The following is a 21,890-nucleotide window of genomic DNA, read 5'->3' on the forward strand; positions in this document are numbered from 1 at the left end:
ACACAGCACCTTATCTTTGCAAGGGTTTTCTTGTTTTTTATTTAACAATTTTTATGTTTTATCTATGTATATTGCAAGTAACGTTGATATACCAATATTTAAGCATTGTGAACACTTTCATCTTTTTTTGCAAACGTATAAGGATTTATTAAAAATGAATGAAAAAGAGGGGCCATCTGTATTAATACAGATGGCCCCTCTTCACTAAAATACCATAACAGTTATGATTCGATGAAAATCTCAGGAGCATCGATAACTTCGATGACTTCTCCACCTTTTTTCTCGTCCATAGCAAACGAACCATTCGATGTTCGATCACCTATAGGAAAATCCGTTGGATCAATCGTTATCTGTTGTCCTTTTTGATTCATCAAGGTTATTTCTTTTGATCTTCCTTCCGACATATAGATAATGCGGTGCGGATTTTTTTTCAGCTCACGCATGACCGTCACTCCCCGCTTCGCACGTGAAGTTTGGCTGATTTCTTGAGCAAGCATGCGTTTCACAGCTCCTCGCTGAGTAACGATTACGATCGGCGTATCTCCGTCTGCTAACACAAGCAGTCCATTGACAATCCTATCTCCATCTTTCAAATTCATAGACTTCACTCCAGCTGCCTTTGCTCCAACAACGGGAACATCTGTTAAAGGATAGCGCAAGCCCATTCCTTGATTCGTTACTAAGAACACATCTAAGCCTGGCTGATCTTCTTTCAGATATACAGCAATAAGTTCATCTTCTTCCGCCTTTAGCTTCATACAGCTGAGCGGACGACTCTTGTAGGTGCGCCATGGTTCGAACTCTGTCATTCGTGTTTGCTTGATCAATCCATTCTTGCTGATGAATACAAATGTTTTCTCTGCTTGGATTTTTTGATATGGGAAAACAGCTAAGATCGATTCATCTACAGACAGATTGGAGATTGTTTGAGAAATGTGTTCACCAGCATCTTTCCATTTCAAATCGGGTAGTTCATGAACAGGACGGTAGATCACATTTGCTTTATTCGTAATCAGAAGAACATGGTCCAATGTGCTCAATTCACCTGAATACAGCAAGTAGTCGCCTTCTCGCATCCCGATTTCTTCTGGTTTGGAAGCACTATAAGAACGAAGGCTTGTTCGCTTCACATAGCCTTCTCGTGTCACACTGACGATTACGTCTTCTTGCGCCACTAAAACTTGCGTATCGATTTTGATTTCTTCGATTTCGTCTTCGATTGTCGTCAGACGAGCGGAAGAGTAATTTTTTTTCACTTCTCGCAATTCTTTTTTCATAACAGAGAAAAGCTCTTTGTCGTTTGAAAGGATTTTATTCAACTCTGTGATTTGTGCAATCAAGCTTTCAGATTCCTTTTGAAGCTCTGTGATATCTGTGTTCGTCAAACGATATAGTTGCAATGTGACGATTGCTTCTGCTTGTTCTTCTGTAAATTGGAAAACGTCGACTAAATTCTTTTTGGCGTCTTTTTTGTCTTTACTTTCACGAATCGTTGCGATTACTTCATCCAGAATCGATAAAGCTTTCATCAGGCCTTCCACGATATGCTGTCTTTTTTGAGCTTTGGCTAAATCGAATTGGCTGCGTTTTGTTATGACTTGCTTTCGATGCTCGATATAACTTCTTAAAATGTCTTTCAGTCCAACTTGATGCGGAGTCATATGATCGATAGCGACCATATTGAAATTGTAATTGATCTGTAACTCAGTGTTTTTGAACAAATAATTCAAAATACCTTGAGCGTTGGCGTCTTTTTTCAATTCAACGACAATTTGCAGACCAGTCCGATCACTTTCATCTCGTACTTCAGCTATTCCATCGATTTTCTTATTCAAACGGATCTCATCCATTTTTTTCACCAATGTCGCTTTATTTACTTCATATGGGATTTCAGTGATCACGATTTGCTGTTTGTTGCCCTTCATTGCTTCTATCTTTGTTTTCGAACGAAGAATAACTTTTCCTCGCCCTGTTTCATAAGCTTTTTTGATTTCATCTTTTCCTTGCAAGATCCCTCCTGTTGGAAAGTCAGGTCCAGGAATATATTCCATCAATTTTTCAAGGCTCGCTTGTGGATGATCGATCATATAGATTGTGCCGTCGATCACTTCAGCTAAGTTATGCGTCGGGATTTCTGTCGCATATCCAGCAGATATACCTGTCGATCCATTGACTAGAAGGTTTGGGTATCGAGCTGGAAGGACTGTTGGTTCTTTTTCTGTATCATCAAAATTCCACACGAGATCAACTGTTTCTTTTTCGATATCTGCTAGCATCTCTCCACTTAACTTGGATAATCTGGCTTCAGTATAACGCATCGCAGCAGGTGGATCACCGTCCATACTCCCGTTATTCCCGTGCATTTCGATCAGTACTTCCCGCAACTTCCAATCTTGGCTCATGCGGACCATCGCTTCATAAATACTGCTGTCACCATGAGGATGATAATTCCCCATGATATTTCCGACAGATTTTGCTGATTTACGGAATCCTTTGTCATACGTATTGCCATCTTTGTTCATGGCAAATAATATCCGGCGTTGCACTGGTTTCAATCCATCACGGATATCAGGCAGTGCACGTTCTTGGATAATATATTTGGAATAACGTCCGAAGCGGTCACCCATCACTTCTTCTAAAGTTAATTCTTGTACTTCTTGTCGATTTTCCATCAGGTGACCTCCTATTCTACTTCAAATAACTGATTGTCTTCGTTTTTATCTGCTCGTTCTTCATCTAATAATTCATTAGAAACTGAAGGAGAGATTTCAGCATCCTCTTTTTTATCTAAGATACTGCCATCTTCTTCCAACGTAAATTGTACGTGATTTTCGATCCATTTTCTTCGAGGTTCTACTTTGTCACCCATTAGTGTGGTTACTCGACGCTCAGCTTGCGCAGCATCGTCGATACGGACGCGGATCAACGTACGGGAAGTTGGATCCATCGTTGTTTCCCACAATTGTTCCGCATTCATCTCTCCAAGTCCTTTATATCGCTGTAGCATATATCCTTTGCCGACTTTTTTAATCATTGCTGCCAATTCGTCATCTGTCCACGCATATTCAATGACTTGCTTCTTCCCTTGTCCTTTGGATACTTTATATAAAGGCGGTAACGCGATATATACTTTCCCAGCTTCAATCAGCGGTTTCATATAACGATAAAAGAAAGTAAGCAGTAATACTTGAATATGGGCGCCGTCAGTATCCGCATCGGTCATGATGATTACTTTGTCGTAATTACAGTCTTCGATAGAAAATTCAGGGCCGACTCCTGCACCAATCGTATAGATCATCGTATTGATTTCTTCATTTTTCAAGATATCTTGCATTTTAGCTTTTTCGGTATTAATGACTTTTCCTCGTAAAGGTAGAATTGCTTGGAACTTTCTGTCTCTTCCTTGTTTAGCAGATCCACCGGCAGAATCCCCTTCGACTAAATACAATTCATTTTTCTTAGGGTTTCGGGATTGTGCGGGTGTCAATTTTCCTGAAAGAAGAGATTCGCCTTTTTTACGTTTCTTCCCATTTCGGCTTTCTTCTCTGGCTTTACGTGCTGCTTCTCTCGCTTCTCTCGCTTTGATTGCTTTACGGACCAACATCTGGCTCATTTCGCTATTTTCCTGCAAATAAAAGCCCATTTGTTCACTGATGACGTTATCTACTACGGTACGAGCAACTGGCGTACCAAGTTTTTCTTTTGTTTGGCCTTCAAATTGCAGAAGATTTTCAGGTACACGGATAGAGAGAACAGCAGCTAATCCTTCTCTGAAATCACTACCTTCCAGATTCTTGTCCCGTTCTTTCAGCAAGCCGACTTTTCTCGCATATTCGTTATAAGATTTCGTCATTGCCGCTTTCATTCCAGCTTCATGGGTTCCACCATCTTTTGTTCGAACATTATTGACAAAAGATAAGACATTTTCTGAATACCCGTCATTGTATTGATAAGCGACCTCTACTTCGATACCTTCTTTTTCTCCTGAAAAATAAACGACCGGTGTCAATGTATCTTTTTCTTCATTCAGGTAATCAACAAATTCTTTGATTCCTTCTTCATAATGGAAAACTTCCTTGACTGGTTCTTCTCCCCGAAGATCAGAAAGTGAGATTTTAACGCCTTTTAGAAGAAAGGCAGATTCTCTTAACCGTTCGGCTAAAATTTCATATGAAAATTTTGTTGTACTGAATATTGTATCGTCTGGTAAAAAATGGACAATCGTCCCATTTGCTTTTTTTGTTTTTCCTATTTTTTTCAACGTGCCGTCAGGTTTACCGCCGTTTTTAAATTTCTGCTGATACTCTACGCCATCTCTAACGATTGTTACAGTCAGCCATTTCGATAAGGCATTTACCACACTGGCTCCTACACCGTGAAGTCCACCAGAAGTTTTGTACCCTCCTTGGCCAAACTTTCCGCCAGCATGCAGCACAGTAAAAATCACTTCAACTGTTGGGATTCCGGAAGCATGCATCCCTACAGGCATCCCGCGTCCGCTATCTGCAACAGTTATACTATTGTCTTCATGGATGGTCACATCAATCTCACTGCCATATCCTGATAATGCTTCATCAACTGCATTATCGACGATTTCATAGACTAAATGATGCAAGCCTCGGCTGTCAGTGGATCCAATGTACATCCCTGGTCTTTTTCTAACTGCCTCTAACCCTTCCAATACTTGGATGGACGAGTCATTATATTCGTTGTTTACTTTTTTTGCCAAGGCAAACGCTCCTTCAATAATACTTTGCGGCAAAACCGCACCACGATTATCATACTAGAAAAGGTCGTGAAAAAAAAGAGGTTAGATGAGAAATCAATTTTAATTATCTCCTAACCGCTTTTTCGACATTCCTCTCTATCGATCATCTCTTCTTTGTGGTCATTTTTATTTTTGGTTTTCTTTCAACTTACCAAGTTCAATCTTGATACAGCGATCCATTACGATGTCTGTGCGTCCTGCTTTTCTTAGCATCTCATCTGCTTCTTCGTTTTCGATCCCTAGTTGTGCCCAAAACACTTTAGCATCGGTTTTCAAAAAATCAGCTGCTATTTCAGGCAAAAATTCGCTCCGTCTAAATACATCTACGATATCGATTGGATCATCGATTTCTGTTACATTCGCATAGACTTTCTCTCCTAGAATTTCTTCACCAGCCAATAATGGATTTACTGGTATGATTTTATATCCATTGTCTTGCAATACCTGTGCAACCATGTAACTTGTTCGCTCTGGTTTATTGCTCAAGCCTACGACGGCAATATTTTTTGCTTCTTTCAAATAGTTAAAAATCGTTTCTTGTGTTGGATTTTTTATAGACATTGCTGTCACCCCTTGCTTTTCTTTTTATTTCATCTATTATACTTCTATCTTTCATTTTTTCAATTGTTCCTGTTACCTATTCATGCTAAAATAAAGGATAGTTTTCAACTTGAGAGAGGGTAAAAAATGAAATTGATCTTATTACTTATTTTAGCATATCTTTTAGGTTCTATTCCTTCCGGTGTCTGGATCGGCAAATTGTTTTTCAAAAAAGATATTCGGCAACATGGGAGCGGTAATACTGGAACCACCAATACATTTCGAGTATTAGGCAAAACCGCCGGGATCGTTGTCCTTCTTATGGATATTTTAAAGGGTACATTGGCTACTTGTCTGCCGATGATTTTTCACCTTTCTGGGACTAACCCTCTTTGGTTTGGGGTATGTGCAATTCTTGGTCATACATTTCCGATATTTGCTGGGTTTAAAGGAGGAAAAGCTGTTGCGACAAGTGCAGGAATGCTTTTAGGATTTAATCCTGTATTTTTTGTTTATTCCTGTATCATTTTTATCGTTAGTCTATTTTGTACAAGTATGGTGAGTTTGAGCAGTATGATCAGTGCAGCGTTGATCACTTTATCCACGATCGTCCTTCCTTATGTAGCTCCTGTGATTTTGGCTAAGCCCAATTGGTTGCTGACGATCATTGCCTTTTTAGTCTCTTCCTTCATCTTCTATCGTCATAAAGACAATATCAAGCGTATCAGAAACCATACGGAAAGTCGAATCCCATTTGGTTTGAACAGCAGCAAGAAAAAATCCTGACACTTTTTCAGTCCAAAGAGATAAAACAGGAGTGTGACAAATCCATGTCACACTCCCTTTTTTCGAACAAACGATGTTCCAGAAGCTGACCACTTCTGCCACAACCTCTTATTACTTGATGTAGAATAGCTTTTTTACACCCTCTTACTTCACTGTGATCGAATATTTTGTCTTGAAGATTTCATGGGCACCTAGTTGATTGATTCCTACTTTTTCCATCAAGTTTCCACTGCTATTCACCGTGTCAGCAATTCCACACCATGGTTCGATACAAACGAAAGGAGCTTCTTTTGGATAAGGAGACCAGATTCCTACATAAGGCATATCTTTATAGCTTAAAGTTATGCTATGGTAAGATTTTTCACTCCGAATGGCGTACGCATTTAGTCCTCTTGTTTCAAAAACCAATGCATCTTGATCAAAAAGCTCCCGATTCAAAGCCAAATTCGTATTTGTCTGTCCTAACGTCTTTTGATCCATATCAATGAATGGGCCTTTCAAAGGCAGGCGTAATCTTGATTTCAATGGAGAAAATGCTAGATAAAAGTCTTCGAATGACAATCCTTCTTCAAGAGGTACATTGAAAGCAGGATGTCCACCGATAGAAAAGAACATTTCTTCTTCACCTGTATTTGCTACTTGGTAATGGACCGTGATACCGTCTCCTCCTAATTCATAACTAATCACTAATTCAAAATCAAAAGGATATTTTTCTAATGTCTCCGGTGTACTCCGCAAGATGAAACTAGCCATTTCTTGTCCATGTTCAATGACTTCAAAATCCATATCTCGGGCAAATCCATGTTGTCCCATTTGATATGTTTTCCCTTGGTAAACATACTGGTCATCTTTTAAGCGTCCAACAAAAGGGAATAAAACTGGTGCATGTCTACCCCAATACGCTGGATCACCTTGCCAGATATACTCTAAACCGTGTTCTTTTGATTTTAAACTGATCAATTCCGCACCGTGTTCAGCGATTTCAGCGATCAGCTGGTCATTTTGAATAATAACAGTCATTGCCATTCCTCCAACTTCGACTTACTTTTTAAAATGGGAAGGCTGGAGCAAACATCTATATCCGCCCCAGTCCCCTTGTTTCTAATAACTATGTTTTGCCAATTCGTCTTTAAAACGGGAATTCAATACTTTTAAATAAGTTCCCTTCATGCCTAACGAGCGAGATTCAATGATTCCAGCTGATTCCAATTTTCGTAAAGCATTGACGATCACAGAACGAGTGATTCCGATGCTATCGGCGATGTTAGAAGCAGTCAAACGTCCTTCATCTCCATCCAATGCTTCAAAAATGGCTTGTACAGCCTTTAACTCGCTGTAAGACAATGTGTTGATTGCCATTTGAACAGCCGTTGCACTCCGTACATCAGCTTCGATACTTCGAGACTTCTGATAAAGGATCTGCATACCGACAACCGTAGCTCCATATTCTGCTAAGACGAGATCGTCATCTGCAAACGATTGTTCCATGCGAGATAAAATAATCGTCCCCAGACGTTCGCCAGCTCCAAAGATTGGAACGACAGTCGTCAAACCAAATGGGTATTTTTCTCTTGACTCTACCGGAAACGCAGTAATATCACTTGTAATCGGGATATTAGCTTCAGTTTTCATCAGCTGTGCCACTGTATCAGTGTAAGATTCAGGAAATTGTTTCTCAACAAACATTGTTTTGATTCGTTCATTATTCACATCGTGGCGTTCATTATAACCTAGTAATACTCCGTCACTTCCTATGATATAGGTGTTGCTGTCAAGAATACCACCTAATGTGACAGCCATTTTATCGTAAGGCAAATCTGCTTGCATGTCAAAAGTATTCTTTTGCTGCAAAAGTGTGTTTATCTTGCGGGTTTTCGTTAGCAAGTCTGTCATGGTCGTCCTCCGATTTTATAAAATATAGCGACTTAAATCTTCATTTGCCGCAATTGAGCCAAGTTTGTCATCAACGTATGCTTCTGTGATCGTTATTTCACCCATTTGCATATCTGGTGCTTCAAATAATAGGTCTTCTAATAGTTTTTCCAAAATAGTATGCAGTCTACGTGCACCGATATTATCTGTGTCACGATTGACATCGAAAGCAATTTGAGCGATCCGTTCAATTGCTTCTTTTGTAAATGTAACTGACACATTTTCTGTACCAATCAATGCTACATATTGTTTTATTAAAGCATTATTCGGTTCAGTCAGGATTTTCACAAAATCTTCAGCTGTCAAATCATCTAATTCTACCCGTATTGGGAAGCGTCCTTGAAGTTCTGGAATTAGATCACTTGGTTTAGACAAATGGAAAGCTCCTGAAGCAATGAATAGGACGTGATCTGTTTGGATGATCCCATATTTTGTGTTTACTTGTGAACCTTCGACAATTGGCAATATGTCTCTTTGGACGCCTTCTCTGGATACTTCTCCAGATTGCTGTGATTTAGAAGTAATTTTATCGATTTCATCGATAAAGATAATCCCGCTTTCTTCTGCTAATTTGATTGCCTCGCTGTGGATATCAGCATCCTTGACTAGTTTTGCTGATTCTTCTTTGATTAATAACTCTAAAGCTTCTTTGACTGTCACCGTCCGTTCCACTTTTTTCTTTGGTGTTAGAGCACCTAACGTTTCATTTAGGTCGATCCCCATTTGCTCCAATCCATTGTTCATCATTGGTGCAGGTTTCTTTTGATCTTCGACTTCAATGGTTACTTCACGATTGTCCAGTAATCCCTTTTGTAGTTGTTCCAAAACTGTACGGCGGTTGATCCGAATATCTTCTGTCACTTCTTCTTGTGGTTCAGCGTTGTTTTGCTGACTAGCATTAAAAAGATTCATCATTTGTTCAAATTGATTAGTGGATTGTTTCTGTTCTTTTTTTATACCAGGCACTAAGATTTTTACCAAACGTTTTTCAGCATTTTTTTTAGCACTTGTGTATACACGGCTGTATTGCTCTTTTTCTACGATTTGGATCGCATTTTCTACTAAATCCCGGACCATTGATTCTACATCTCTTCCGACATAACCGACTTCAGTAAATTTTGTTGCTTCAACTTTGACAAATGGTGCATTGACGATTTTGGCCAAACGTCGCGCGATTTCTGTTTTACCGACCCCTGTAGGTCCGATCATCAGCATATTTTTGGGTGTAATATCTTGTTGCATTTTTTCATCTAACTGCAAACGGCGGTAGCGGTTACGCAAAGCGACGGCAACAGATTTTTTTGCTGCATGCTGTCCTACGATGTACTCGTCTAATTCACTTACGATTTGTCTTGGTGTTTGTTTCAATTCATACATATTTACTCACCTCTTACAGTTCTTCTACGATAATATTATGATTAGTAAAGATACAGATGTCTGCGGCAATATTTAACGCATTTTCTGCAATTTCTTTCGCACTCATGTCATTTTGAGCATAATTTTTCATTGCTCGGGCTGCGGCCAACGCAAAATTCCCGCCTGATCCGATAGCTAAGATGCCATCATCTGGCGTAATCACTTCTCCTGTACCTGAAACAAGAAGCATTTCTTTCTCATTCATTACGATCAGCATCGCTTCAAGTTTTTGCATAGATTGCTGTGTCCGCCATTCTTGAGCTAATTCAACAGCTGCACGTTGCAGATTTCCATTGTATTCGTTCAGTTTGCCTTCAAATTTTTCTTCTAAAGTAAATGCATCTGCGACACTTCCGGCGAAACCTACAACGACTTCGCCATTGTAGATACGTCGTACTTTCTTTGCTGTGCCTTTCATGACAACAGATTCACCCATTGTTACTTGGCCATCTCCAGCCATGGCAAATTTTCCGTCTTTTTCGACAGCACAGATTGTGGTTGAATGAAATGGTGATTCGACCATGTTTGTTTCCTCCTAAATTTGTTCTTTTCCTTATTTTACGCTCTTGGATGGAATGAACGATAGTTTTTTTGTAAACTTTCTTTTGTTACATGGGCATAGATCTGGGTAGTTGATAAATTGGCATGTCCTAACAATTCTTGGACTGTCCGCAAATCTGCCCCATTATTTAATAAATGAGTGGCGAATGTATGGCGCAGCATGTGGGGATGGATATCGCTATCCAAGCTGCTTTTTTTGATCATCTGATTCAAGACATATTCAATACCAGTAGGCGTGATTGGTTTTCCATGATGATTCACAAAAACAATATCATGCTCTTCGTGATATTTTGTCATCAATACCTGACGGCCTTCTGTGAAATATTCTTGTAGAGCATCTTGGGCAAAAGAACCTAGAGGCGCGTATCTCTCCTTGTTTCCTTTACCATGAATCAACATAACCTCTGAATCAAAATCAATGTCTGATACCAACAGATTGCTACACTCGCTTAAACGGATACCAGATCCGTAAAGGACTTCCAGCAAAGCGCGGTTCCTCAAATCTAGAGGACTATCTCCTGCTACGCTGTCAAAAAGTGCTTGCATTTCATTTTCATAAAAAAAACGTGGCAATCTCAAATTTTTCTTTTTGAGATGAACGTAAGAAAATGGATTTTCTTTTATCACTTCTTCTTTGAGAAGGTACTGATAAAACGAACGTAGGCTAGCTATCTTGCGACTGATAGAGTTTCTGCTATAGCTGGGGCGATGATCAGCTAATGCACTCAAATAGACACGAACCGTAAAGTATTCCGCCTTCAGCAGATCAGCGTCTCCAGATTCCTCCAAGAAATGTTTAAAATGGAGAATATCTTCTTCATATGCTTCTTTCGTTTTTTCTGAATATCCTCTTTCGACAATCAAATAACGCAAAAATTTTTGTTCCCACGTGGCTTCCGTCATTTTCTCACCTTCCTTTTGTCCCAGAGAATAATTTAGCACAGCGTCTACAAAAAGACAAATAAATTGTCAGAATTTAACCAATATTTCTAAGTTTGTTCACAATTAATGCAATTCCCCACATTTTGTTTGAGAAATCCTTAAGAAAAACGCAAGAAAAAGAGCGAGACTATCCGTCTCACCCTCTTCATCGAGTTTGCTCACTCATTTGGGACTGCTGTTTTTTCTAATTCTTTTTTTATTGTCTCATTCGCTTTTAAAGCGCGTTGGGCAATTGCTTCATATCTTGCTTTTTTGTCCCGAATGCGTTCCGGCAATTCAGGAAACAGACCGTAGTTGGCATTCATTGGTTGGAAATGTTTTCCTTCCGCATGAGTAATGTAATAAGCCATGCTTCCAATAGCTGTTTCTTGTGGAAACTCGACTGGTTCCATTTCTTTTGCTAAGCGTGCGGCATTGATTCCAGCAAGTAATCCGCTTGCTGCACTTTCAACATAGCCTTCTACACCAGTCATCTGACCTGCAAAGAACAAATCTTCGCGTTTCGTTGATTGATACGTCGGTTTCAGTAATTCTGGCGAATTCATAAAGCTATTTCGGTGCATAACACCATAGCGAACGAATTCAGCATTTTCCAATCCAGGAATCATCCGGAAAACACGTTTTTGCTCGCCCCATTTCAAGTGAGTTTGGAAGCCCACGATGTTGTATAAAGAAGCTGCAGCATTGTCTTGACGTAGCTGGATAACAGCATAAGGACGTTTGCCAGTTTTAGGATCTTCCAATCCAACTGGTTTCATAGGACCAAAAAGCATTGTTTTGAATCCACGCTGTGCCATTACTTCGATTGGCATACATCCTTCAAAATATTTTTCTTTTTCAAAAGATTTAAGTTCTGCCACTTCGGCATTGATTAGTGCCTCATGGAAAGCTTTGAATTCCTCTTCTGTCATCGGACAGTTCAAGTAAGCTGCTTCTCCTTTGTCATAGCGGGACTTCAAATATACTTTATCCATATCGATCGTAGCTTTGTCTACGATCGGTGCAGCTGCGTCGTAGAAATAAAAACCATCTGAACCATTGAATGCTTTGATGCTTTCTGCCAATGGATGAGAAGTCAGCGGTCCTGTTGCTACTACGGTGATTCCTTCTGGTATTTCAGTAATTTCTTCGTTTATCACTGTTACTAATGGATGCTCTTTGACTTTTCGGGTAATCGTTTCAGAAAAAGAATCTCGGTCAACAGCTAAAGCACCACCAGCTGGCACTGCTGTTTCATCTGCCGAAGTGATTACTACTGAATTCAATCGTCGCATTTCTTCTTTCAATAATCCTACTGCGTTAGCCAAACTGTTTCCTCTTAGTGAATTGGAACATACTAGTTCAGCAAAATTACTTGTGTGATGCGCCTCAGTCGATTTGACTGGACGCATTTCATATAAACGGACAGGTACTCCTGCTTGTGCGATCTGCCAAGCAGCTTCACTTCCGGCAAGTCCTGCTCCAACAACATTTACCATTTTCAATGAAAGAACCTCTTTTCTATTATTTTTGGATGTCTTCTTCGTAGTCTCCATTTACACAGACTACTTGTTTGCCACCTTTGACTTTCTTTTCGACCAGATATCCGTCACATTTTGGACAATTTCTGCCCACTGGTTTATCCCAAGAAGTGAATTCACATTCTGGGAAACGAGAACAACCGTAGAACAGTCTGTTTTTCTTAGATTTTCGTTCGATGACTTGCCCTTCATGACATACTGGACAAGTCACACCGATTTCTTTTACGATCGGTTTGGTATTCCGACAATCAGGAAAATTGCTACAAGCATAAAACTTCCCGTATTTCCCTAATTTTATCACCATCGGATGTCCACAGACATCACAATCGAATCCTGCTGGTTCATCTTTGATTTGGATTTTTTCGATTTTTTCTTCCGCATTCGTCAGTTCTTTTTCAAACGGTTTATAGAAACGATCGACTACTTTGACCCACGCTTCCGTGCCTTCTTCGATTTTATCCAAATCTCCTTCCATTTCTGCTGTGAAATGGATATCGACGATTTGAGGGAAGAATTCACAGATCAGCGAATTGACAATCTCTCCTAATTCTGTCGGCTCAAATCTTTTTTGTGTCAATTTTACATAGTAGCGTCTTTGGATCGTATCAAGTGTTGGTGCATAAGTGGAAGGTCGCCCTACCCCGTTTTCTTCTAGTGCACGAATTAACGTAGCCTCACTGAAACGTGCAGGTGGTTGAGTAAAATGCTGTTTTGGTTCAATATCAACAGATTGGACGACATCGCCTTCTTCAAGTTCTGGAAGAATATTTTCTTTCTCTTCTTTGCCGTCATCTCTACCTTCCACATACACTTGCATGAATCCTTTGAATTTGATTTTTGAACCGTTCGCAATGAAGATCACACCATTTTGTTCTAATGTTACTTTCATTGTATCCAAAATAGCCGGCGTCATCTGACTAGCCACAAAACGTGACCAGATCAATGTATAAAGTTTCAATTGATCTTTATCTAAATATTGTTTGAGTTCATCTGGTGTACGAAGCACACTTGTTGGACGCACAGCTTCATGGGCATCTTGTGCACCTTGAGCATTTTTGATCTTTCGGTGATCATGTCTAGAAAATTCTTTTCCATACGTATCTTCAATAAATGCTGCGGCCTCTGCTTTTGCTGTATCGGCAATCCGGGTAGAATCAGTACGCATGTATGTAATCAAGCCGACTGTTCCTTGTTTACCCAAAGTGATTCCTTCATATAATTGTTGTGCTACCATCATGGTTTTTCTTGTTCGAAAGTTTAATTTACGGGCAGCTTCCTGTTGCAGGCTACTTGTAGTGAAAGGATTCGCAGGGTTTCTTTTGCGCTCTTTCTTTTCTACTTTTTTAACTTCGAAGTCTGTTCCATCAATTCTAGCAGTGACTTCTTTTACACTTTGTGCATCTGGTAATTTCTTTTTCTTACCGTCGATTCCCCAGAAATTTGCTTTGAATTTCTTGCGAGCTTTTTTAAAATTACCGTCGATGCTCCAATATTCTTCTGGAACAAATTCTCGGATCTCTTTTTCACGGTCAATAATAATTTTTAAAGCGACAGATTGGACACGTCCTGCACTTAACCCTTTCTTGACTTTGCGCCAAAGAATAGGGCTGATCGAATAACCAACGATTCTGTCTAAGGTACGACGTGCTTGCTGTGCATCTACTAAATCTACATCGATCGTTCTTGGTTCCTTAAAGGCTGCTTTGACTGCATCTTTTGTGATTTCATTGAAGACCACCCGATTTTTTTCTTTCAGATCCAACCCAAGTAGGTACGCTAAATGCCAAGCAATCGCTTCTCCTTCTCTATCCGGGTCACTTGCCAAGTAAACTTTTTGAGCTTTTTTTGCTGCGGCTTTCAGGCTTTTGATGACATCGCCTTTTCCGCGTATAGAAATATAATGGGGTTCATAATTGTTTTCAAAATCGATACCCATTTTACTTTTCGGTAAATCTCTTATATGGCCAACACTGGCCATTACTTTATAGTTTCGTCCAAGATATTTCTCAATCGTCTTGGCTTTTGCAGGTGATTCTACAATCACTAAATATTTATACGCCATTACTGAATGGACTCCTTTCCATTGTCGTGTTCCTACTATTAAAAGAGGATTCATACAAATCGTAGCTAATCATATCCATTCAGAAAACGTTTGTCAAGAAAAGCAAATGAAAAGTATGGTGTTATTCTTTAAATTCTGCCAAGATATCTTCACCCGAAACCGTGCAAACTGCACCGTCTTGGATCAAATGATGACATCCGGTAGAATGTTCTGTTAAAATATTTCCTGGAACAGAAAAAACTGTTCTTCCAAGATCCAATGCTTGCTGTGCTGTTATCAGAGAGCCGCTTTTTTTCTTGGCTTCAAAGACACATGTTCCTTTAGACAAAGCTGCGATAATACGATTTCTCATTGGAAAACGATGCTTTTTCGGGCCGGATTGAGGAGGATATTCACTCAAAAGAAGATGATCATTTGCAATCACCTCTTGCAAGTCACGATTTTCAGCAGGATAGACTTGCTCTATCCCTGTTCCAATGACCGCGATTGTCCGTCCACCATGAAAGATTGCTGCTTGGTGACTGTATGTATCTATCCCTTTCGCGCAGCCGCTGACGATCACATATCCAGCTTCTACCACTGGTTTTAGTAAATAATAAACTGTTTTTTTGGCTAAAGCAGAAGTACGTCTTCCACCAACAACGCTCAACATATTACAAGAAAGTAAAGACAGGTCACCACTGTAAAACAGGACAATTGGCGGATAGGTCAAGTGAAGCAACTGAGGGGGATAGTTGGGATCAAAGCAAGTAACAAACGACTGTTTCGATTGGATATTGTCCCAATTATTGTGAATTTCTTGCCAACTTGTACGGAACAGCTCCCGATGTGCGGTGATTTTTCCTATCTTAACGATGTCTTCAAATCCGATTTCTTTGTAAGGATACTGCATCATCCAGTTAGCAAGTGCCCATTTCCCTTGGCTACTGATTCCTTTTGCATAAGCAAGTTTCAATAAATTCTCTTCTATTTGATACATCATAAAACCGCCTTTCGTCTCTCTTTCTAATAAGATACGTAAAAGCGGCTGTTTTTTATTGTAAATATTTTTTTACAGGTGCAAAACTTTTGCGATGGATTGGCGTAATCCCTTGTCTTTCAAGTCCTTCTAAGTGTTCCTTTGTTCCATAGCCTGCATTATGCGAGAAACCATACCCAGGATAAAGCACGTCATATTCTTTCATCAATTGGTCTCGATATACTTTAGCAATGATACTTGCAGCCGCAATCGACACAGATCGTGCATCCCCTTTGATTATTTTTTCCTGCTGTATAGGCAAATCCAAGGTCATCGCATCGATCAACAAATAGCTTGGTGCAATAGACAAGTTTTCTACTGCTTGGATCATCGCCAATTTACTTGCTTCATAAATATTCACTTCATCGATTGCCTGCTGATCAATGATTCCGATCCCGATGGCCAAAGCTTTTTCTTGAATTTGTTGAGAAAGAAGTTCTCGTTTTTTCTCTGATAACTGTTTTGAATCATTCAGCCCTAATATGATCTCATTTTTCGGCAAGATAACTGCAGCTGCCACGACAGGTCCAGCTAACGGTCCTCTTCCTACTTCATCAATGCCGGCAATCCATTGGTGACCTTGTGCGTACCCTTGTTTTTCAAAGCAAAACATTTCTTCATATTTTTCCTTGATCAATGCCTCTTTTTTCAATCGTCGTTCAAAAGAAACTAGCGCTTGCTGTACGCCTTTGCGTGGATCGTTTCTCAATGATTCTAGTGCAGGATCATCTATTCTCTGTATGCTTTTCAATCGTTCTTTGATACTTTGGATGGATTCATTCATCGCTTTTTTGCTCCATTTCTTCGCAACGATCCAATGTGTATCGACCAAGTTTTCCTTGACGGATATCATGCACGACTAGTTCGCTGCCGCGATCATAGTCTTCTTTATACCCACGTTTTGCTGTGATATCCATCAGCAATTCCGGTGCCAATTTTTCTTCTTGCTCGATTGGCAAACCATAACGATCGCTGATTCTTCCTGAATAATATCGGGCAAAAAAGTCCAATCCGTAAATCGCCAAATCATCTAAATGGACAAGTTGGTCTTTGATGGCGCCTGTCAGCGCTAGTTTTTTGCCGATTTCTTCATCTTCAAATTTAGGCCATAAAATCCCTGGTGTGTCTAACAATTCCAACTCGTTACCTAAACGAAGCCACTGCTGACCTTTTGTTACACCTGGTTTATTTCCTGTCTGAGCAATTTTTTTGCCTACTAGTCGATTCATCAACGTAGACTTTCCAACATTCGGAATACCCAACACCATTGCCCGAATAGCGCGAGGCTTGATCCCACGAGCAGCGTCTCTTGCTCGCTTTTCTTTCAACGCTTCTTTAGCTGCAGGTACTAGCCCTTTGATTCCTTTACTTTCTTGTGCCGTGATAGCTAACGCAAGGTGGCCTTGCTTACGAAAATATTCTTGCCACAGCTTTGTCTGTTGTGGATCTGCCAGATCCGCTTTATTCAACAAAACAAGCCGAGGCTTTTGCTGAATGATCTGATCTAGCATTGGATTACGAGAAGATAAAGGTAAACGTGCATCTACCAATTCAAATACGATGTCCACATATTTCATTTTTTCAGAAACTTCTCGTCGGGCTTTTGCCATGTGTCCTGGAAACCATTGGATGGTCATTGTTCTCTCCATTCCTTTCATATCGGAATATTCTCCGACTTTACTTGTTTTTTATTTTTCAATACATATTCACTTTTTCTATTATAAAAAAATCCTATCTATTAGTTAAGTGAAAGTGAACCAGTCCTCATTCTATCACATCTTCTCTTTTTTGATGATGTAAATTTTTTATTTTGATTTCTGTATACGAGCCTGATTTTTTGACAGCGTTTCCTAAATAAGAGATGATAGACGAACAAAGCAGAAAGGAGACGAAACAAATGAATAGTATGGTTTTTGTTAATTTTCCTGTTGCCGATGTCAATCGTTCCGTTGCTTTTTATGAAAAGCTTGGGTTTAAAAAAAACGAAGAATTCTCTACTGAAGAAGCTAGTTCAATGGTGTGGGATGACACTTTTTGGGTGATGCTCCTCTCTCATGATTTTTATAAAAAATTTATAAAAGATAAAGAAATAGCCGATAATAAAAAAACAAGTGGCGCTTTGATTTCGTTTAGCATGGACAACGCGGACAAAGTAAAAAAATTCGCTCAAATTGCCAAAGAAAATGGTGGTACTTTCCACGAAGTCGATATGGGAATACCTGAAGAAGAAATGTTTTCATTAGAAGTCCAAGATTTGGATGGAAACACATTAGAACCCGTATGGATGAAGATGTAAGCAGATAACAAAACTGACGTTTTTATAACAAAAAAATAGAGATGGGTGATACGATAAGTATTCTCCACCTCTATTTTTTTCGATCGTACAATTGCCTTTTTTACAGTTTATAAAATCAGTCTTCTTCTCCTTTTATTAGTCGTTGGATGGTTACTTGTGTAAATCGCAAAGGTGTCATGACACATTGGCGATTTTATGGTATCCTTTTCTTATTAACTGACAAAGGAGAGAATATTTTGAACACTTTGATTGCAAAAGACGTTTTTAGATTGCCTGAAATGAATGCAAGATTGTTATCGACCTCTGCCCTTTTATTAGCCCTTGATGTCATCTTATACAAGATAGCGATTGGTCCTGCTTATTTTCAAGTCACATTCGGATTTTTAAGTATGGCGCTTATGGGTTATCTATATGGGCCGATCTGGGCTGGTTTGCTTGAAATGTTGTCGAACACTTTGAATTTCACAATATTTGGTTCAGGTACGTTTCAAGCTGCTTTTCTTATCACAGCATTCCTTGGTGGGTTTATCAATGGCTTATTTTTATATCATAAAAAGATAAATCTGCTTTCCGTCATCGCCGCCCAACTATTGATTATGATTCCAGTTAGCCTTTTTATCAATTCTTGGCTGATGTCTGTTTTGTTTGGTGCAGATTTCAAAGTGATTTTTCTAGGTAGGGTTATCAGGAATATGATCCAGATTCCTATTCAAGTAACAGTCGTTTATTCATTTATCAAAGCTTTAGAGGCTAGAAAAGTGTTTAAACGAGCTGTTTGATTTTATGTACTAAGGTAATATGCTGATTTTGGACCAAACGATAAAGAGGTTGTGACAAAAGAATGGTCACAACCTCTTTATTATTTCTCACTGGATCCATTTTATTTCATCAAGCGGATAATACACGAATCTTGCTTTACCTAAAATATCCGTTTTATTGATCGTACCAAATGAGCGGCTATCTTTTGAAACTCTTCGATTATCTCCAAGTACAAAGTAACTATCTTCGGGAAGCTTCGATTGTCCCGTCAGTTCTTGTAGTGTGAAGTCCGTCGTATAGGACGCATTTGCATGATCTGACTTCATGTTTTTAGTTAGATAAGGCTCCTTCACTACTTTTCCATTGATCTTCAATTGATCATTTTGGTAGCTAACATTTTCTCCTGGAAGCCCGATTACTCGTTTGATATAAATCGTCCCATCTGCTAATTGAAAAACAACAATATCAAATCGTCTGATCTCCGAAAATTTTTCCATCACAACCATGTCGCCTTGTTTCAAGACATTTTCCATTGAATTGCCTTCTACTGGTACAGGGATGAACAAAAATCCCCGCAACATGAACGCAATGAATACAGAAACAAGTAAGTATTTGAATATAAGCCAGAAGCGATCAATATAGCGTTGTTTTTTTGTCAATCTCTATCAATCCATCCCTTGTTTTTTCATTCTTTCTTTATTATAAGAAAAATATCAAAAAAATGCGACTAGATAGCTGAAATAAAAATAATTCTTTCTATCAAACTGTTGGACAAAAAGCGCTTGGATCATAAATGGAAAGCCAATTTTTATAAGTCATGATTGTTCTCTAAATATTTTTCCCAGGCTTCGTCAAAAATATCCATGGATGGCAAATAGTCGACATTCAATTCTAGATAACTAGAAATTTCTTCGTAGCTAGAGCTGTGCTTAGGGAATTGGATATCTTTACCGGCTTCTGTAGCAAAAATAGATAAAGTATCGTGTACACCACCGCCTCGCAGTGTCATTAAATAGTGAAAAAAGCTTCGATTCACCCTTCGTTCCTCCAATTTTCTTCAATAAAGGCAGCCCGGCGTGCATGGTTTCTTTTAAAATTTTCAGGATGCTTTTTATAATACTCTTGATGGTCTTCTTCTGCTAGATAAAATGGTTGGGCTGGTTCGATTTTCGTAACGATTGGCTGTTCGAAACGTCCACTTTCAGCTAGCTGTTTCTTACTTTTTTCAGCAATGATCCGTTGTTCTTCTGTCAAATAAAAGATGACCGGACGGTAATTGTCGCCGCGATCCTCAAATTGTCCAAAAGCATCAGTCGGATCCGTTTGCTGCCAGTAAAGTTCTACTAACTGTTCATATGAAATCAATGTTGGATCATAGATAATCTCCACTGCTTCCGTATGTCCAGTCGTTTGGCTTTTTACTTGTTCATAAGTTGGATCTGGTACGTGTCCTCCAGTATATCCTGACATCACTGTATGAATACCAGGAAGCGTATCGAAAGGTTGGATCATACACCAGAAGCAGCCTCCTGCAAATATTGCTCGTTCCATTATTATTCCTCCTCTAATACTACTCATTTGATGTTTTATTGTTCTCTTTTGTTTTGCTTTCAGTACTGCTGTTGCTAGTTTTGTTTGTATTTGAGTTGTTTGAAGCATCAGAGGTATCTTTTGGCAAATATAGACTAAATCGAATGTCATCATTTACTAAGTCGATTTTATCTGCTTTAATATACATCCCGTTTTGCATTCGGAATTGATCTAATCTAAGCATGATAGTCAAATCATCTGTATTAACTTCGATCCAATTTGGCAATTTATAGTTTCTCTTGATCATATTCATCACATCTTTGATTGGCAAACTCAATGTTCCAATAGAAAGACTTCTAGCTTTTAGTTGGACATTTCCATTTTCCATCACATAAGGATCAAAATATAAATAGAAATTGATAGGAAAACCTAATACTTCGAAAGTACCATTGAGCAGTGCTTCATTTTCCAAATAGAATTTATATTCGATATCACTATCTTTTTGATACTCACTAAGGAAAAAACTAATGATTTGATTGACTTTTTCTTTATTTGAATTGATCGTGAGGACAGGATCGCCTTGCCTTTCCGTGAGGGCAGGTATTTCTGGGAGTTCTGGTTCCCGATTAGCAAAAATACGGCTACCTAAAAATACTGTCGAACCGAGTACTACCCCAAGAAGGATAAGAAAGGCGACTTTCCAGTAATTCGTTTTCTTTGCTTTGTTTGAAGTTGCTCCAGATCTTGTTTTCATGTTTTTTAATCGTCCTCCTTCTCTAGCCATTGGTTTTGTGTCTCGATCAGCTGATCTCTCACTGCATTTGCCATCAATTGATAACCTAAATTATTCGGATGGAAATGATCTTCTTCGTAAAGCACATTGTTTTTGATACCATTTAGATTTTCTGTCGTGCTAGTTGTTTGATCTGTGCCTTCTTCCGTGACACCTACTTCCTGATTCAATCCTTGATAAAGCAAATCGTTGATTGGGATAAAGTAGCAGTTCGGCATTTTTTTCGTTACCGTTTCTGTTCCTTTGTTCCAATTATTAACGATGGTCTGCATGTCAGTGATTTCAGGAAAGTTCAAATAAAATGGATTGTAGATGCCTAAAATATAAATTGGCGCGGTTTTATTGAGGGATCGAAATTCTTCCAATAGTTCTGTGACATTTTCCTGATAGTTTTTCAGCGGTTTTTTAAAGGAATTGACCGTTAACCCGAACAAATTATTTTGGATAACTTTCATCAAATCATTTCCGCCAACAGTCAGCGTGATAAAATCAGCTGTTTTGATATTGTTTCGAATTTCTTCTTTTGTTTTTACTCGCTTTAAGATCTGGTCACTTCGTTCACCATTTACACCATAATTTTCTGTTTCAACCGCAGTCAAATTATAACGGTCTTTTAGATCATTTGCGACAAGGGGAACGAAGCCTCCTTGTTTGGTTTGATCTCCTACTCCTTCAGTCAGCGAATCTCCGATAGCTATGTAGTGAAGTTTTTCTTTTTTATTTGGATCTTCTCTCACAGTAGTTACTGGTTTCATTAGAGGGCCAGCTTTCGGTATGGAAGCAGCTAGACCTGCATAGATGATGATCGCAATTAATAATGGGAACAAAACGAGGATCAAATGTCGTTTCGTTAATTTCATCTTTTCACCTCTTGTATTCGATTGGTCTAATGTTATCAAAAATTTTATCAAAAAGGTAGTCTTTATGAAAAAAGAAAATAATTATTTTCCTATTTTTACAAAGAAAA

21 protein-coding genes are annotated in these 21,890 nt (G+C 39.0%); 3 read left to right on the top strand and 18 right to left on the bottom strand.

What is annotated here, in order from left to right:
- Positions 1-221 precede the first annotated feature (221 nt).
- From parC to AB3I00_RS11445, 3 genes are all read right to left on the bottom strand, one after another.
- The gene (gene parC / locus AB3I00_RS11435) at positions 222-2,672 is read right to left on the bottom strand and encodes a DNA topoisomerase IV subunit A (protein ID WP_368025250.1); all 2,451 of its coding nucleotides are present in this window, start codon (positions 2,670-2,672) and stop codon (positions 222-224) included.
- An 11-nt stretch (positions 2,673-2,683) separates the two neighbouring features.
- A complete protein-coding gene (parE, locus tag AB3I00_RS11440; RefSeq protein WP_002329105.1) occupies positions 2,684-4,729 on the bottom strand; it encodes a DNA topoisomerase IV subunit B in 2,046 nt (681 codons plus the stop codon).
- 165 nt (positions 4,730-4,894) lie between these two features.
- Positions 4,895-5,329: a CoA-binding protein gene (locus AB3I00_RS11445; RefSeq protein ID WP_002315197.1), complete on the bottom strand. Its 435-nt coding sequence runs from the start codon at positions 5,327-5,329 to the stop codon at positions 4,895-4,897.
- A gap of 126 nt (positions 5,330-5,455) precedes the next feature.
- Between AB3I00_RS11445 and plsY the strand changes: the two genes are divergently transcribed.
- Entirely contained in the window at positions 5,456-6,094 is a 639-nt protein-coding gene (plsY, locus tag AB3I00_RS11450) for a glycerol-3-phosphate 1-O-acyltransferase PlsY (RefSeq protein WP_002290229.1), read from the top strand.
- Between the two features lie 144 nt (positions 6,095-6,238).
- Here the strand turns inward: plsY and AB3I00_RS11455 are convergent, their stop codons facing one another.
- The 10 genes from AB3I00_RS11455 to ylqF all read right to left on the bottom strand — a co-directional run bounded on the left by AB3I00_RS11455 (position 6,239) and on the right by ylqF (position 17,182).
- Positions 6,239-7,114 carry an aldose 1-epimerase family protein gene (locus tag AB3I00_RS11455; protein WP_002290227.1) on the bottom strand — a complete coding sequence of 292 codons (876 nt, stop codon included), beginning with the start codon at positions 7,112-7,114 and terminating at the stop codon, positions 6,239-6,241.
- An 81-nt stretch (positions 7,115-7,195) separates the two neighbouring features.
- Entirely contained in the window at positions 7,196-7,987 is a 792-nt protein-coding gene (gene codY, locus AB3I00_RS11460) for a GTP-sensing pleiotropic transcriptional regulator CodY (RefSeq protein ID WP_002290223.1), read from the bottom strand.
- A 15-nt stretch (positions 7,988-8,002) separates the two neighbouring features.
- Entirely contained in the window at positions 8,003-9,403 is a 1,401-nt protein-coding gene (hslU, locus tag AB3I00_RS11465) for an ATP-dependent protease ATPase subunit HslU (RefSeq protein WP_002290222.1), read from the bottom strand.
- A 13-nt stretch (positions 9,404-9,416) separates the two neighbouring features.
- A complete protein-coding gene (gene hslV, locus AB3I00_RS11470) occupies positions 9,417-9,965 on the bottom strand; it encodes an HslVU peptidase proteolytic subunit (protein WP_002290221.1) in 549 nt (182 codons plus the stop codon).
- A gap of 35 nt (positions 9,966-10,000) precedes the next feature.
- On the bottom strand, positions 10,001-10,906 hold the full coding sequence (xerC, locus tag AB3I00_RS11475) for a tyrosine recombinase XerC (protein ID WP_002290220.1): 906 nt from the start codon (positions 10,904-10,906) through the stop codon (positions 10,001-10,003).
- 197 nt (positions 10,907-11,103) lie between these two features.
- Positions 11,104-12,480, bottom strand: coding sequence for an FADH(2)-oxidizing methylenetetrahydrofolate--tRNA-(uracil(54)-C(5))-methyltransferase TrmFO (gene trmFO, locus AB3I00_RS11480; protein WP_002372288.1), 1,377 nt, complete (start codon positions 12,478-12,480; stop codon positions 11,104-11,106).
- Complete coding sequence (topA, locus tag AB3I00_RS11485) at positions 12,449-14,527, bottom strand: type I DNA topoisomerase (RefSeq protein WP_002288411.1); 2,079 nt, start codon at positions 14,525-14,527, stop codon at positions 12,449-12,451. The genes trmFO and topA overlap by 32 nt, the downstream gene beginning before the upstream one ends.
- A gap of 121 nt (positions 14,528-14,648) precedes the next feature.
- Entirely contained in the window at positions 14,649-15,506 is an 858-nt protein-coding gene (gene dprA, locus AB3I00_RS11490) for a DNA-processing protein DprA (protein ID WP_104764183.1), read from the bottom strand.
- Positions 15,507-15,561: 55 nt separating this feature from the next.
- Positions 15,562-16,329 carry a ribonuclease HII gene (locus tag AB3I00_RS11495; protein WP_368025253.1) on the bottom strand — a complete coding sequence of 256 codons (768 nt, stop codon included), beginning with the start codon at positions 16,327-16,329 and terminating at the stop codon, positions 15,562-15,564.
- Entirely contained in the window at positions 16,322-17,182 is an 861-nt protein-coding gene (gene ylqF / locus AB3I00_RS11500; protein ID WP_002315204.1) for a ribosome biogenesis GTPase YlqF, read from the bottom strand. Before ylqF ends, AB3I00_RS11495 begins: the two co-directional genes overlap by 8 nt.
- Positions 17,183-17,442: 260 nt before the next feature.
- Here ylqF and AB3I00_RS11505 point away from each other — a divergent pair, with 260 nt between their 5' ends.
- Together AB3I00_RS11505 and AB3I00_RS11510 are read left to right on the top strand one after the other, a co-directional pair.
- Positions 17,443-17,841 carry a VOC family protein gene (locus AB3I00_RS11505; RefSeq protein WP_002290207.1) on the top strand — a complete coding sequence of 133 codons (399 nt, stop codon included), beginning with the start codon at positions 17,443-17,445 and terminating at the stop codon, positions 17,839-17,841.
- A gap of 236 nt (positions 17,842-18,077) precedes the next feature.
- Positions 18,078-18,620, top strand: coding sequence for a folate family ECF transporter S component (locus tag AB3I00_RS11510; protein WP_002315205.1), 543 nt, complete (start codon positions 18,078-18,080; stop codon positions 18,618-18,620).
- Positions 18,621-18,707: 87 nt separating this feature from the next.
- Here AB3I00_RS11510 and lepB read toward each other — a convergent pair whose 3' ends face one another.
- From lepB to AB3I00_RS11535, 5 genes are all read right to left on the bottom strand, one after another.
- Positions 18,708-19,259, bottom strand: coding sequence for a signal peptidase I (gene lepB / locus AB3I00_RS11515; RefSeq protein WP_002290203.1), 552 nt, complete (start codon positions 19,257-19,259; stop codon positions 18,708-18,710).
- A 149-nt stretch (positions 19,260-19,408) separates the two neighbouring features.
- Positions 19,409-19,636, bottom strand: coding sequence for a YozE family protein (locus tag AB3I00_RS11520; RefSeq protein WP_002290200.1), 228 nt, complete (start codon positions 19,634-19,636; stop codon positions 19,409-19,411).
- The gene (gene msrA, locus AB3I00_RS11525) at positions 19,633-20,151 is read right to left on the bottom strand and encodes a peptide-methionine (S)-S-oxide reductase MsrA (protein ID WP_002288397.1); all 519 of its coding nucleotides are present in this window, start codon (positions 20,149-20,151) and stop codon (positions 19,633-19,635) included. Before msrA ends, AB3I00_RS11520 begins: the two co-directional genes overlap by 4 nt.
- 19 nt (positions 20,152-20,170) lie before the next feature.
- Positions 20,171-20,884 (bottom strand): YpmS family protein, encoded by a 714-nt coding sequence (locus AB3I00_RS11530; protein ID WP_368025254.1) that lies wholly within the window; start codon positions 20,882-20,884, stop codon positions 20,171-20,173.
- Positions 20,885-20,889: 5 nt separating this feature from the next.
- Positions 20,890-21,783 (bottom strand): SGNH/GDSL hydrolase family protein, encoded by an 894-nt coding sequence (locus AB3I00_RS11535; protein WP_010732778.1) that lies wholly within the window; start codon positions 21,781-21,783, stop codon positions 20,890-20,892.
- Positions 21,784-21,890: the final 107 nt, after the last annotated feature.

It is taken from the genome of Enterococcus sp. C76 (assembly GCF_040886985.1).
GTDB classification, from domain to species: Bacteria; Bacillota; Bacilli; order Lactobacillales; family Enterococcaceae; genus Enterococcus_B; species Enterococcus_B lactis.

What these genes read in the sequence shown, in the direction of transcription:
- plsY (WP_002290229.1), top strand. Translation starts at nt 5,456, where the DNA reads ATGAAATTGATCTTATTACTTATTTTAGCATATCTTTTAGGTTCTATT.
- AB3I00_RS11445 (WP_002315197.1), bottom strand. Translation starts at nt 5,329, where the DNA reads ATGTCTATAAAAAATCCAACACAAGAAACGATTTTTAACTATTTGAAA.
- xerC (WP_002290220.1), bottom strand. Translation starts at nt 10,906, where the DNA reads ATGACGGAAGCCACGTGGGAACAAAAATTTTTGCGTTATTTGATTGTC.
- AB3I00_RS11495 (WP_368025253.1), bottom strand. Translation starts at nt 16,329, where the DNA reads ATGAATGAATCCATCCAAAGTATCAAAGAACGATTGAAAAGCATACAG.
- trmFO (WP_002372288.1), bottom strand. Translation starts at nt 12,480, where the DNA reads ATGGAGACTACGAAGAAGACATCCAAAAATAATAGAAAAGAGGTTCTT.
- codY (WP_002290223.1), bottom strand. Translation starts at nt 7,987, where the DNA reads ATGACAGACTTGCTAACGAAAACCCGCAAGATAAACACACTTTTGCAG.
- AB3I00_RS11530 (WP_368025254.1), bottom strand. Translation starts at nt 20,884, where the DNA reads ATGAAAACAAGATCTGGAGCAACTTCAAACAAAGCAAAGAAAACGAAT.
- AB3I00_RS11455 (WP_002290227.1), bottom strand. Translation starts at nt 7,114, where the DNA reads ATGACTGTTATTATTCAAAATGACCAGCTGATCGCTGAAATCGCTGAA.
- AB3I00_RS11505 (WP_002290207.1), top strand. Translation starts at nt 17,443, where the DNA reads ATGAATAGTATGGTTTTTGTTAATTTTCCTGTTGCCGATGTCAATCGT.
- hslU (WP_002290222.1), bottom strand. Translation starts at nt 9,403, where the DNA reads ATGTATGAATTGAAACAAACACCAAGACAAATCGTAAGTGAATTAGAC.
- ylqF (WP_002315204.1), bottom strand. Translation starts at nt 17,182, where the DNA reads ATGACCATCCAATGGTTTCCAGGACACATGGCAAAAGCCCGACGAGAA.
- msrA (WP_002288397.1), bottom strand. Translation starts at nt 20,151, where the DNA reads ATGGAACGAGCAATATTTGCAGGAGGCTGCTTCTGGTGTATGATCCAA.
- parC (WP_368025250.1), bottom strand. Translation starts at nt 2,672, where the DNA reads ATGGAAAATCGACAAGAAGTACAAGAATTAACTTTAGAAGAAGTGATG.
- AB3I00_RS11535 (WP_010732778.1), bottom strand. Translation starts at nt 21,783, where the DNA reads ATGAAATTAACGAAACGACATTTGATCCTCGTTTTGTTCCCATTATTA.
- topA (WP_002288411.1), bottom strand. Translation starts at nt 14,527, where the DNA reads ATGGCGTATAAATATTTAGTGATTGTAGAATCACCTGCAAAAGCCAAG.
- dprA (WP_104764183.1), bottom strand. Translation starts at nt 15,506, where the DNA reads ATGTATCAAATAGAAGAGAATTTATTGAAACTTGCTTATGCAAAAGGA.
- hslV (WP_002290221.1), bottom strand. Translation starts at nt 9,965, where the DNA reads ATGGTCGAATCACCATTTCATTCAACCACAATCTGTGCTGTCGAAAAA.